The following is a 12,465-nucleotide window of genomic DNA, read 5'->3' on the forward strand; positions in this document are numbered from 1 at the left end:
ACTATGCGCCAAGGATTGCTGACCAGAAAGGTGAAAACGTGGCTGTTGCGCAGTGTCCCGCATCATGCGGAGAACTCATTCAGGGCTGGATTTTGGGCAGTGAAAAACTGGTCTCCTGCCCTGTCGAATGGTACAGCACCGTTGAAGTCTGCAACGGTTCACCGCGGGCTGATGAGCGTCCCCTTTCACGTGCTATGGTCAACCGGTTGTTACAGCACTGGCACTATCCGGCGCAGATGACCCAGGATATTCGCATTGATGTCCATTCAACGATCCCTGTTGCTAAAGGGATGGCCAGCAGTACAGCGGATATTGCCGCCACCGCTGTTGCCACTGCGCACCATCTGGGCCATCCGCTGGATGAAAGCACGCTGGCTGCGCTTTGCGTTTCGCTTGAGCCCACTGACAGCACCGTGTTTCGCCAGTTAACCCTTTTCGATCATAACGACGCCTCCACACAAATTGCCTGCGAAGCGCAGCCCGAACTGGATCTGTTAGTGCTTGAAAGCCCGGTGACCTTACGTACGGCGGATTATCATCGTATCCCGCGTCAGGCGGGGTTACATGCGGGCGCCCCCGCACTTAAACGGGCCTGGGAAAAGGTTCAGGAAGCCTGCATCAGCCAAAATCCTTACCGAATGGGAGAAGCGGCCACGCTGAGTGCGATCGCCAGCCAGGCGCTGTTGCCGAAGCCAGATTTTGATGCCCTGCTGTCATTAATGGAAGAATGTGATTTATACGGGGTAAACGTGGCGCACAGCGGCAGCGTTGTCGGTCTGATGCTGGACAGAAATCGTCATGACGTTGAGTACGTCCAGTGGCTGCTGGCACAGAAGAAACTCAATGAACACTGGCCTGAACAACATTTGTTACGGATGGTTTCTGGCGGGGTTGACGTCCTGTAAGGGGGACATTTCCCCCTTATTTTCAGGAAACGTTACTCTGCTTTCGCATCGCCGTTTTTCATTTCGCCCATCGCTTTCAGCTTTTTAGAGATGTCGCGGCGTTCTTTGGAGATCTCAGCATTTTTGATGATGTAATCATCAACGCGATCTTCATAGTCGCTTTTCATGCTGGCGATGATGCCCTGGATCGCTTCCACGCTCATACCCGGCTTAATGTAATCGCTCAGATTGTCCAGCAGCAGTACGCGCTTCTGGTTGTCACGGATCTTTTTCTCAACGTCCTGGATTTCGCGTTGCAGCTTGTTCTTACGACGGAATAGACGAACAAATTCCAGCACGTCCTGGAAAGATGGTTTGTTAGTTTCCATTTATACACCCCTGATAATGTGAGATTCGGATTCGTTTAAACAACGTATAAGTGATGGTTTACATTACTTTTTGCCGCTGCCGATGACAATGCTTTTATACCCGTCATACTTCAAGTTACCTGTGCGCTGGCGGAGCGCCCCGGCCCATCGTTGAACCTCGCCCTTACGGGCCGTTGAAATCTGTTCCAGACAGACCTGGCGTTCATTCCTGTCACTTACAGATGTAAGCGTCAGGGTTCGTCTCACTTGCCGCTTTCCCGAAACTTGTATTATTAAGGGTATTTCCTTGCGTCCATCATACCCTTAATCCTTGCTGAATCGAAGCAGCCGCTATGCCATCCCTCTCGTCTGCTGTTTATTTGCGCAACGCCCGGCAGATTAAATGCGACAACAGCTCAAGTTGCCGCGCTGTTTCCATGCTCAACCAAACATAGCCATGTATCGGCGTTTCAGCGACATTGATTTCACGATACTCACCGATCAACTGGCGCAGCTCTTCCACGGTGTCATTTAGTTTTTCTGTATTAGCGAGAATCGGTTGCGGATTCCCCTCATACAGCGCATGAACAATCGTCAGCAATGTCTGCTGCGTCATTTGCTGAGTTTCACGCAGAGTATGGGCGTTCAGCATGACGAAATGGCTGGCGCGCGTAGCCCAGTGGGCATTGATTTGCAGCTCAAGCATACAGACCAGATTACGGTTAATCGTCTGAATGGCTTCAAAAATGGATTTCTGAATATGTGTCTCTTTGCTTGCCGGGGTGATTAACCCGCGCATTTTAACCACATCGCCCAGCAGCTTTTGCAGATGTTTGTCCAGTCGGGGCCGTTCCAGCAAATTCGGCGAAAGCGCCGCCTGATAGACGCGGTTGTATGCCGCCATGCAGTTCGCCAGCTGAATACGCCAGTGCAAAAATGCGCGCTGAGGCCAGATCCCGGTAAAGAGCATCGCCAGCAGCGAACCAAGAATGACATCTCCCCCGCGCCATAACGCCGTGTTCATGTCGCCTGCCGGCGCGCCAACCACAACGGCAAGGGTGATACCGATGAGCAGAGCCTGATAAGGTTTTTTACCTAATGCCAGCCAGCCACACAGGAACATAGCTGCGGCGCACCAGATGAGCATCAGCGGTAATGAGAAGAGTTCCAGACGCAGCGCCACCAGCCCCAGTGCTGACCCTAAAATCGTGCCGCCAATTCTCTCAAAGGCACGCGGCACTACATTTCCCCAAAAGGAGATTGGCCCCATGATCACGACCAGCGTAATGAGCGGCCATGTACCTTCAGGAATATTAAACAGACGAACCAGCAGGAAAGTGAGGATAAACGCCAGCGCAATGCGGATGCCATGCACAATACGATAATGGCGGTATAAACGAATTTCAAAAGGGCTTAGCGACTTGTCTGCACGCACCTGGGCACTCCGTCAGAAGGGCAAAACACAAATTGTACCCACAAGTGACAGCGGAGCAAACAGGACATCAACCCCGCCCACTCCGGTTACTGAGACAATGGTTATTTCGGCTCTACAGCGATGTACATTTCAAGATCCCAGTACCCATCTTTTGAGCCATCGTTAAGGTAAACCTCAAAGCAAGGCTTCATTGACATCTGGTACTGACTGTCTTCCATCAGGCTATTAAAAAATGCGTGCCAGGGCGTCGCAAAATCATGGTTTTCAACACGAGCAATGGCGACCGCATACTGACCGCCAGCAATTTCACCGCGCGTCACTCCTTCGCTGTTTTCCGGAATGACAAAATCGTCCGGTACAGATACAACCGTATCGCAACGCAGTTTTTCAGCCGGGACTTCGTCCGGATTGTCATAATACACAGCAATCCACTCCTGCGGGACAATCTGCTTATTACCGACCCACATCATGAGCTGTTCAAAACCCTGCTTCACCGTCTGTTCCCAGGGACCGACCAGGTGAAAACCCGCGGTTGTGCGTCTGTCTGCCTGTTTAATCTCGTAGTTCATATTGCCTCCACTATTACACTGTATTTATATACAGTGTAATTCAGCCCTTACGACAGCCACAAGGAAATCATGATTATTATGTGAGCAGACCCGCACTCCTGCCAGTCTGCTGTCAAAGATAATCAGGCTTTGTGATGGAAGTAATCACTGAGTCGGGAGAACATTCCTCCCTTGCCAATCGCTTCCAGCGTTACCAGCGGCCAGTGCGCGACCAGCTTGTCCCGGTCATAGAGTTCAATCTCCCCTACCCTCTGGTGCGCGGCAATCGGCGCGTTCAGTTCTTTGGTATCAAGAACATATTTTGCTTTGATATTCGGGATCTCCGCTTTCGGCAGCACCATCCAGAAATCCTGCCCGGTCCCCAGGGCAATGTTCTCTTTATCGCCATACCAGATACGCTCAGCGCCTACCTGCTTGCCGCTGCGCAATATTTGCACCGTATCGAAGTTTTGCTGTCCCCACTGCAGCAGTTTCCGCGCCTGGTCCTCACGGCCTTTTGAACTGTTAGCCCCCATAACGACCGCAATAAGACGTCGCTGACCGTCAACCGCTGAAGCAATCAGGTTAAAACCGGCACCGGAGGTATGTCCTGTTTTCAGGCCGTCAACATTCATCGTTTTATCCCACAGCAACCCGTTACGGTTTTGCTGGGTGATCCCATTCCAGGCAAGACTCTTCTCGCTGTACATATGATAAAACTCAGGTTCACCGTGGATAATGGCACGAGAAAGCACGGCCAGATCGTAAGCAGAGCTGTGTTGTCCCGGCGCATCAAGCCCGTGCACCGTTTCAAAATGCGTATCCCGCAGGTTTAACTTTTGCACATAGCTGTTCATCAGCGCCACGAACTGTGGCTGCCCACCTGCGATGTAATCAGCCAGGGCCACGCAGGCATCATTGCCGGAATCAATAATCAGTCCGCGGCTGAGATCACGAACGGAGACACGCTCCCCTTCTTTGAGAAACATCAGAGAAGATCCGACGAACACCGGGTTGTCTTTCGCCCATGCGTCGCGGCCTACCGTCACCATATCGTCAGGGCTAATACGATGACTGTCGATGGCGCGATCGACGACGTAACCCGTCATCAGTTTGGTCAGGCTCGCCGGATTACGCTGCTGATGTTCATTACCGGCGGTAAGGATCTGCCCTGTGGTGTAATCCATGAGCACCCACGAACCCGCTTCAATCATGGGAGGTTGTGGAGAAAAACGAACAGCCTCAGCCGCGGAAGCGGAAGAAAGAGTCAAAGCGAATAAAGAAGCGGCAATAAACAGACGGCGTTTCAACAGCGTATCCTCTGGAGTGTTAAACAGGGGTTCTTTTTACGGAAATCCTGATAAACGAACAGGGATAAATTGCAAGGAAATGTGACACAGAGCACACATCCATAATACCCTGTTGATCGTCTCACCTTTGCCATCCGGTGATTTGTTATAACGCCAATGAAAGCCGACCTGATATTTGGTACTCTTAAACGTTCTGGCGCGCGTTAACAGAGAGTAACGGAATTAGCATATCTATGAATGACGGTAAGCAGCACCCCACCTTCCTGTTCCATGATTATGAAACCTTTGGCACCCACCCGGCGCTGGACAGACCCGCACAGTTTGCGGCCATTCGTACCGATAGCGATTTCAACCTTATCGGTGACCCTGAGGTTTTTTACTGTAAACCCGCTGACGACTATCTGCCGCAGCCGGGAGCGGTGCTCATTACCGGCATCACCCCGCAGGAAGCACGGGAAAAAGGAGAGAATGAGGCCGCGTTTGCCGCTCGTATTCACTCACTGTTTACCGTGCCGAAAACCTGCATTGTGGGTTACAACAACGTTCGCTTCGATGATGAAGTGACGCGCAATGTTCTCTACCGAAACTTCTACGATCCCTACGCCTGGAGCTGGCAGCACGATAATTCCCGCTGGGATTTACTGGACGTCATGCGCGCCTGTTATGCACTGCGTCCGGAGGGGATCAACTGGCCGGAAAATGACGATGGGCGGCCAAGCTTCCGTCTGGAACATCTGACAAAGGCTAACGGGATCGAGCACAGCAATGCACACGATGCAATGGCTGACGTATATGCCACTATTGCGATGGCGCAACGGGTAAAATCGTGCCAGCCCCGCCTGTTTGATTATCTTTATACTCACCGTAACAAACACAAGCTGTCCGCGCTGATTGATGTCCCGCAGATGAAGCCACTGGTGCACATTTCCGGCATGTTTGGCGCATGGCGCGGCAACACCAGTTGGGTTGCGCCGCTGGCCTGGCATCCGGAAAACCGCAACGCGGTGATTATGGTGGACCTGGCCGGCGATATTTCCCCCCTGCTTGAGCTGGACAGCGATACCCTGCGTGAAAGGCTCTACACTGCCAAAGCCGATCTTGGCGATGACGCAGCAGTTCCGGTAAAACTGGTGCACATAAATAAATGTCCGGTGCTGGCACAGGCGAATACATTGCGTCCGGAAGATGCCGACCGTCTGGGTATTAACCGCCAGCATTGTCTTAATAATCTGAAAGTCCTGCGCGAGAACCCGCAGGTCCGCGATAAGGTGGTCGCTATTTTTGCCGAGGCGCCCCCTTTCACACCATCCGATAATGTGGATGCCCAGCTCTACAACGGCTTCTTTAGCGATGCTGACCGGGCGGCCATGAAGATCGTGCTGGAAACTAACCCGCGCAATTTACCCGCGCTGGATATCACCTTTGTTGATAAACGCATTGAGAAACTGTTGTTCAACTATCGGGCACGTAACTTCCCCGGCACGCTGGACGAAGCAGAGCAACAGCGCTGGCTGGATCACCGCCGTCAGGTCTTCACGCCTGAATTTTTGCAAAGTTACGCTAACGAGCTGCAAGCGTTATCCCAGCAATTCGCTGATAACAAAGAGAAGTTAACGTTGCTAAAAGCGTTATGGCAATACGCCGAAGAGATTGTCTGACCGTTAATCCCTCCGCCAGCAGGCGGAGGGTTCGCATTTACGCTTTCTGTACCGTGATACTCCAGGCCGCATCACCGACCTGCTGGTAATCGGTTATGGCATGTCCCTCTTCAGCGGCCCATTGCGGAATAGCTTCGGTTGCCTGGGTACAGTCAAATTCAATCACCAGTTCATCGCCGCTGGCCATTTCAGCCAGCGCCGCTTTTGCTTCAATAAGTGGAAACGGACAAACCTGCGTCACCACATCCAGTTTTCTAATCGCCATAATTCAATCCTTACGCTTAATTTGCCGCAGCAGCAGTCAGTCTGGCCCTGCGCTGTGGTCTGACATACACAATCCATGACGCGGTCCAGACACCAAGAATCATAAAGACCAGGCCGATCCAGCCTTGCCAGGTCATCATCGCCGTCATCACCAGACCGTTACCGATTGAACAGCCCCCGGCAATGCTCGCACCAAACCCCATCAGCAGCCCGCCAAAACCGCTGCGCAAAGTGGTTGCCGCATCGGCAGCACGAACGCGGAATTCCCGGCTGGCTTTCGCCGCAATGAACGAACCGAGGAAGATGCCCAGTACCAGGAACACCCCCCAGTTAAGAAACTTACTGTCGCCTGCCACAAGGAATTGCAGAATGTTCGCAGTAGGTGATGTGATACCCAGCCCAAACATCCGCCCGGTGGCCTCGCTCAGTGGCCATGCCAGCAGGGCAATCAGACCAATCAGAACGGCGGTGACAAACGGATGCCAGCGCTTTTCAAACAGAATATGCGCCAGACCGGTACGACGCGGCGGCAAGGTGGCGACGTTCAGCTTTGGTTTTCTCAGCTCTTTCGCCACCACCCACAGCGTCACCACCAGCAGGACAGCAATGAGCGGCCACACGGACAGATTCAGCGTGTCAGCAATGGAATTATGTTCAGTACTGTAGATTTTCAGGGTCTGATTCAACCCGCTGGCATGCGAAGAGCGCATCACCGCACTCATCACCATGTATGTAAACAGCGCAATCCAGCTGCCGATAAGTCCTTCCCCCGCGCGATACCAGGTACCGGTGGCGCAACCGCCCGCATAAACAATCCCGATGCCAAAGACATAGCCTCCCGCAACGGTTCCCAGCCACGGAAACGCACCCGCATCATAGCTGAGCAGTCCCATCTGGATCAGGCCGAACACGCCAACGCTTTGCACAGAAATTGCAATCAGCAACGCATAAAACATACGATTGTTCTTCGCAATATACATGTCACGAAAACCGCCGGTCAGGCAGAATCTTCCTCGCTGCATGACAAAGCCAAGCAGCGCGCCGCAAATGAGCCCGCTTATAATCATTGAAAACATAAATTAATTAGCCAGAAGTCTATTAGTCAGGAAATTATTCATGACTCACTGGCTCAGAACCAATAACCAAATTCTCTAATTTAGAACTAACGGTTATTACTATTGGCTGGAAATAAAACGGAGATATAAAAAAACCGGAGAACAGGTCTCCGGTTGGGAAGCTTGCCGGATGGCGACACCAGCGCGTCATCCGGCCTACAGCCATTCGCAATTACTGCGCGATATCTTCGTACTGCGGTACCGGATTGCGGAAGCTTTTGGTCACGCAAGCCAGATACACCAGACCAATACCCGCCCAGATCAGCCCCAGAACCATTGAGCTTTCTTCCAGGTTGATCCACAGAGCGCCGACGGTCAGCGCACCACAAACCGGCAGAACCAGGTAGTTGATGTGGTCTTTCAGCGTCTTGTTGCGTTTTTCACGGATCCAGAACTGTGAAATCACAGACAGGTTCACGAAGGTAAACGCCACCAGCGCACCAAAGTTGATAAGCGCGGTTGCCGTAACCAGGTCAAATTTAATGGCCAGCAGAGCAATGGCCCCCACCAGCAGCACGTTCCATGCCGGAGTACGCCATTTCGGATGTATATAGCCGAAGAAACGCGTCGGGAACACACCGTCACGGCCCATCACGTACATCAGACGCGAAACACCTGCATGCGCTGCCATACCGGAAGCCAGCACAGTTACGCTGGAGAAAATCAGGACGCCCCACTGGAAGGTTTTACCCGCCACGTACAGCATGATTTCCGGCTGCGACGCGTCCGGATCCTTAAAGCGAGAGATATCCGGGAAGTACAGCTGCAGGAAGTAAGATGCACCGATAAACACCAGACCACCAATCAGCGCCGTCAGGAAGATCGCCTTTGGAATCACGCGTTCGGCGTCTTTGGTCTCTTCAGACAGAGAAGAGATCCCGTCAAAGCCGAGGAACGAGAAGCACAGGATCGTCGCGCCGGTAATCATCGGCACCACATGCGCGCCTTCAGACCAGAACGGACGCGTACTGGTCAGCGTACCAGCACCTTCGCCGTGTGCAACGCCATAGATAATCAGCCCAACGATAACCGCCACAATCCCCATCTGCAAAATTACGATCAGGGTGTTGAAGTTCGCTACAGTCTTGATACTGCGCAGGTTAGAGATGGTCATAAAGGCCACCAGCGCGACAACAAAGATCCACGACGGAACCGACGGAACCAGGGCTTCAAAGTAAATTTTCGCCAACAGAATGTTGATCATCGGCATGAACAGGTAGTCCAGCAGTGATGACCAGCCCACCATAAAGCCAACGGTCGGGCTGATGGATTTCTGGGCGTAGGTATACGCAGAGCCAGCGGACGGAAAACGGCGTACCAGTTTACCGTAGCTCAGCGCAGTAAAAAGAATCGCGATCAGCGCAAAGGCGTACGCCGTTGCAACATGACCATCAGTGAGGCCCGAAACGATACCGAACGTATCGAACAGCGTCATCGGCTGCATATAGGCAAGACCCATCATTACAACCGGAATCAACGTAAGCGTTTTACGTAATTCCACGCGAGAGGTGTTTGGAGTAGCGTTATGCGACATGGTCATTCCCCTTCACGGCGAATGCCGTCGCGTAAGCAAAAAATTGCCCCATTTTCTGGATTCCTCAGCGACAACAACTGTCGGTTTTTAGTAAATATCTATCCGGTACGAAGCCCGGCCTCTTTATTGAATGATTGGTTTGATGCAAAAAAATAACCGACGCGTATGAAAACGTCGGTTAATCTCATTTTTTGCAAGCGGCGCATTGTGCACCAAACTGGAGCCAAATGACAAGAGAATGAAGGCCTTGTCGTTAAAAATTTTTTCTTAACCGCTTGATTTACCAGCAACGGATTTTGTATAGACCGCAGCAATAGCACTATTTGCTAAAACCGCATCCCGCCACCAGACGTTTGCAAGCCCGGAGGTCTGTTCATTCCAGCCAATCCACACCGGTTCAAACAGAATTTGAGCTTCGACATTCTTCTCAATCAGCGCGCCGCTTTCAAGGAACCGTTGTGCCAGATAACGCGGCAAATATCCGCATCCCAGCCCGCTGATCTGTAGCTCCAGCTTGGTCTTAAAATCAAAAACCGTAATGGCCTCCTGATCGTCAAGAAGCTGGGATGCCGTCGAACAGGCCGGATGGGCGCTGTCTCCCACGACAATGGCGCGAAAGCGTTTAACCGTTCGGCGGCTCAGCGGCTCCTGTTCCTGCGCCAGCGAGTGGTGCGGCGCCACGGCAAAAACCAGCTCAAGGTAACCAAGACGGGCAAAACCAAAATCACTTGAGGAAGGCGGTTCGCGCATCGCGCCAATGATAATATCCGCCCGTCCCTGCGTCAGCGCTTCCCAGGAGCTCCCCAGCACACCATTAATAAACTTCAGACGCGTAACGCTGTGATGCTGATAGAAGGATTCAATAAGAGGGGCAAGGAGTGAAAAAGGAAAGGTATCATCAACGCCAATAACCAGCTCATTCTCCCAACCTGCATGGAGTTTAATGGCCTGCTTTTCCAGCTCATGGACGCGGTGCAGAACTTCCCGGCCTTTCTCTAACAGCATCTGACCTGCCCGGGTGAATTTGGCGCGGTGTCCGCTACGATCCAGTAATTGAATATTAAGATCGCTTTCCAGCCTGTGGACGGTATAGCTAAGGGCCGACGGCGTCTTGTACAATTTTGCTGACGCCGCCGCAAAGCTGCCCTCTTTCTCTAATGTGTCAAGAATGATCAAAACGTCCAGCAGTGGTTTCATACACGCCCCCTTCCGGTATGTGGCGGTATCCTGCTGGCATCGCCCCTCATTCCATCGGCATCACCAGCGGATCGGGATACTGGTATTCAAATCCCAGTTCATTACAAATCCGGCTGCCATCAATAATCTTACCTTTACCGTTGTCCGCGTCATCAAGGAATTGCGGCGGCTCCATTCCAAGCATTCGCGCCATTTGCGGGTAGAAAACCTTGCGTGCAGGATGCACAGGCGCACATATATTATAGATGTGTCCCCCTTTCGGTGCCTGTAACAGCAATTCAATGGCGGAGATCACATCCTCCAGATGGACAAGATTGACACCATGTTCACCATCAGGCGCAGTTTTACCCGCAAAAAAGCGTCCCGGATGACGTCCCGGCCCCACCAGCCCGGCAAGGCGCAGAATATCAACGGATGTCCCCGGCAAATTATGTAACCAGTCTTCAAGCTCTTTCAGCACGCGACCGCTGGCCGTAACCGGCTGACATGGGGTGGACTCTTTAATCGTCCCCTGGGCTTTGCCGTATACGGAGGTGGAGCTGGTGAAGATAATTCGCGGGATACGATACGCCAGCGCACTGTTAATCACTTCCTGCACTGCCTGCAAATAAAAATCCTCACCGGGACCGCTGCGCCGGGCGGGAAGCGTCACAATCAACGCATCCACGTCCATGAGTGCATCAAGGTCGTCCACTTCACACACCAGTTCCGGCTCCAGGCGGAGCGGATAGCTTTCGATGCCGCTCATGCGGGCCGCTTCCACCCCATCGAGCGTGGTTTTGCTGCCGGTAACCTGCCAGCCTCTCGCCGTCAGCGACATCGCCAAAGGCATGCCTAACCAACCTAAACCGACAATTGCGACCTTTTTCATCCTTTCTCTCCTGGCTTATGCGTCATATATAAGGCTACGCCAGCCTGCTATGCCTGACAATTCATACTATAAATATGAATTAAAAAAAGCGCTTGCTTTATGTCGCTAAAGTGGTTTAGGTTAAAAGACATCAAATGAATAAGCATTCATCGAGAATTTTATGACACGCGTTCAATTTAAACACCACCATCATCACCATCATCCTGACTAGTCTTTCAGGCGATGTGTGCTGGAAGACATTCAGATCTTCCAGTGGTGCATGAACGCATGAGAAAGCCCCCGGAAGATCATCTTCCGGGGGCTTTTTTTTGGGTGCGCGATTCAGACCGGTTCAGACAGGAAATAGCCTGATGGACCAGGCTTTAAGAGGAAAATAAAATGTTAGACAATACCCGTTTACGCATAGCTATTCAGAAATCAGGTCGTTTAAGCGATGATTCACGCGAATTACTGGCTCGCTGTGGCATTAAAATTAATTTACATACTCAACGCCTGATTGCGATGGCGGAGAATATGCCCATTGATATTCTCCGCGTGCGTGATGACGATATTCCGGGCCTGGTTATGGATGGCGTCGTCGATCTGGGGATCATCGGTGAAAACGTGCTGGAAGAAGAACTGCTGAACCGCCGCGCTCAGGGCGAAGATCCACGTTATTTTACCCTGCGTCGCCTCGACTTTGGCGGCTGTCGCCTTTCCCTGGCAACCCCGGCTGATGAAGCCTGGGACGGCCCGGCAGCCCTTGATGGTAAACGCATTGCGACCTCTTATCCGCATCTGCTTAAACGTTACCTCGACCAGAAAGGGGTCTCTTTTAAATCCTGCCTGTTAAACGGCTCTGTTGAAGTCGCACCGCGTGCGGGACTGTCTGATGCCATTTGTGACCTGGTCTCAACCGGCGCCACCCTGGAAGCCAACGGTCTGCGTGAAGTTGAAGTAATCTACCGCTCTAAGGCCTGCCTTATCCAACGTGATGGCGAAATATCTGACGCTAAACAACAGCTTGTCGACAAATTACTGACCCGTATCCAGGGCGTTATCCAGGCTCGCGAATCGAAATACATTATGATGCATGCGCCTGGCGATCGTCTGGAAGAGGTGATCGCTCTGTTGCCTGGCGCTGAACGCCCGACGATTCTGCCGCTGGCAGGCGATCAGCAGCGCGTGGCAATGCACATGGTCAGTAGCGAAACCCTGTTCTGGGAAACAATGGAAAAACTGAAAGCGCTTGGCGCCAGCTCTATTCTGGTGCTGCCCATTGAAAAGATGATGGAGTGACGA

The 12,465-nt window shown here is 52.3% G+C and carries 14 protein-coding genes and 1 other annotated feature; of the genes, 4 read left to right on the top strand and 10 right to left on the bottom strand.

Annotated features, from left to right (window positions below; all coding sequences use genetic code 11):
* Positions 1-38: 38 nt before the first annotated feature.
* The gene (locus C3432_RS02210; protein WP_103775060.1) at positions 39-905 is read left to right on the top strand and encodes a GHMP family kinase ATP-binding protein; all 867 of its coding nucleotides are present in this window, start codon (positions 39-41) and stop codon (positions 903-905) included.
* A 32-nt stretch (positions 906-937) separates the two neighbouring features.
* Here the strand turns inward: C3432_RS02210 and C3432_RS02215 are convergent, their stop codons facing one another.
* From C3432_RS02215 to dacD, 4 genes are all read right to left on the bottom strand, one after another.
* Positions 938-1,273 (bottom strand): DUF496 family protein, encoded by a 336-nt coding sequence (locus C3432_RS02215; RefSeq protein ID WP_024130204.1) that lies wholly within the window; start codon positions 1,271-1,273, stop codon positions 938-940.
* A 355-nt stretch (positions 1,274-1,628) separates the two neighbouring features.
* Positions 1,629-2,687, bottom strand: a complete 1,059-nt coding sequence (locus C3432_RS02220; RefSeq protein WP_103775061.1) for an FUSC family protein — start codon at positions 2,685-2,687, stop codon at positions 1,629-1,631.
* 101 nt (positions 2,688-2,788) lie between these two features.
* Positions 2,789-3,256 carry a DNA gyrase inhibitor SbmC gene (gene sbmC / locus C3432_RS02225; RefSeq protein WP_103775062.1) on the bottom strand — a complete coding sequence of 156 codons (468 nt, stop codon included), beginning with the start codon at positions 3,254-3,256 and terminating at the stop codon, positions 2,789-2,791.
* 122 nt (positions 3,257-3,378) lie between these two features.
* Positions 3,379-4,548 (bottom strand): serine-type D-Ala-D-Ala carboxypeptidase DacD, encoded by a 1,170-nt coding sequence (dacD, locus tag C3432_RS02230; RefSeq protein WP_103775063.1) that lies wholly within the window; start codon positions 4,546-4,548, stop codon positions 3,379-3,381.
* Between the two features lie 230 nt (positions 4,549-4,778).
* Between dacD and sbcB the strand changes: the two genes are divergently transcribed.
* A complete protein-coding gene (gene sbcB, locus C3432_RS02240) occupies positions 4,779-6,203 on the top strand; it encodes an exodeoxyribonuclease I (protein WP_103775064.1) in 1,425 nt (474 codons plus the stop codon).
* 37 nt (positions 6,204-6,240) lie between these two features.
* Here sbcB and tsuB read toward each other — a convergent pair whose 3' ends face one another.
* The 6 genes from tsuB to C3432_RS02270 form a co-directional block, all read right to left on the bottom strand.
* On the bottom strand, positions 6,241-6,468 hold the full coding sequence (tsuB, locus tag C3432_RS02245) for a thiosulfate utilization sulfurtransferase TsuB/YeeD (protein ID WP_103775065.1): 228 nt from the start codon (positions 6,466-6,468) through the stop codon (positions 6,241-6,243).
* 16 nt (positions 6,469-6,484) lie between these two features.
* Entirely contained in the window at positions 6,485-7,543 is a 1,059-nt protein-coding gene (gene tsuA, locus C3432_RS02250) for a thiosulfate utilization transporter TsuA/YeeE (protein WP_103775066.1), read from the bottom strand.
* A 211-nt stretch (positions 7,544-7,754) separates the two neighbouring features.
* Positions 7,755-9,116 (bottom strand): APC family permease, encoded by a 1,362-nt coding sequence (locus C3432_RS02255; protein WP_181012861.1) that lies wholly within the window; start codon positions 9,114-9,116, stop codon positions 7,755-7,757.
* Complete coding sequence (yoeI, locus tag C3432_RS02260) at positions 9,106-9,168, bottom strand: membrane protein YoeI (protein ID WP_099433339.1); 63 nt, start codon at positions 9,166-9,168, stop codon at positions 9,106-9,108. Before yoeI ends, C3432_RS02255 begins: the two co-directional genes overlap by 11 nt.
* Positions 9,169-9,383: 215 nt before the next feature.
* Positions 9,384-10,313: a LysR family transcriptional regulator gene (locus C3432_RS02265; RefSeq protein ID WP_103775068.1), complete on the bottom strand. Its 930-nt coding sequence runs from the start codon at positions 10,311-10,313 to the stop codon at positions 9,384-9,386.
* A gap of 46 nt (positions 10,314-10,359) precedes the next feature.
* Positions 10,360-11,184, bottom strand: a complete 825-nt coding sequence (locus tag C3432_RS02270; RefSeq protein ID WP_103775069.1) for an SDR family oxidoreductase — start codon at positions 11,182-11,184, stop codon at positions 10,360-10,362.
* A gap of 160 nt (positions 11,185-11,344) precedes the next feature.
* Here C3432_RS02270 and hisL point away from each other — a divergent pair, with 160 nt between their 5' ends.
* On the top strand, positions 11,345-11,395 hold the full coding sequence (hisL, locus tag C3432_RS02275; RefSeq protein ID WP_001364200.1) for a his operon leader peptide: 51 nt from the start codon (positions 11,345-11,347) through the stop codon (positions 11,393-11,395).
* Positions 11,371-11,494 (top strand) — a sequence feature (His leader region). Its footprint overlaps the gene before it by 25 nt.
* A gap of 68 nt (positions 11,495-11,562) precedes the next feature.
* Positions 11,563-12,462 carry an ATP phosphoribosyltransferase gene (hisG, locus tag C3432_RS02285; protein WP_103775070.1) on the top strand — a complete coding sequence of 300 codons (900 nt, stop codon included), beginning with the start codon at positions 11,563-11,565 and terminating at the stop codon, positions 12,460-12,462.
* The last annotated feature ends 3 nt before the right edge of the window (positions 12,463-12,465 follow it).

The organism is Citrobacter amalonaticus, assembly GCF_002918555.1.
Classification (GTDB): Bacteria; Pseudomonadota; Gammaproteobacteria; order Enterobacterales; family Enterobacteriaceae; genus Citrobacter_C; species Citrobacter_C amalonaticus_A.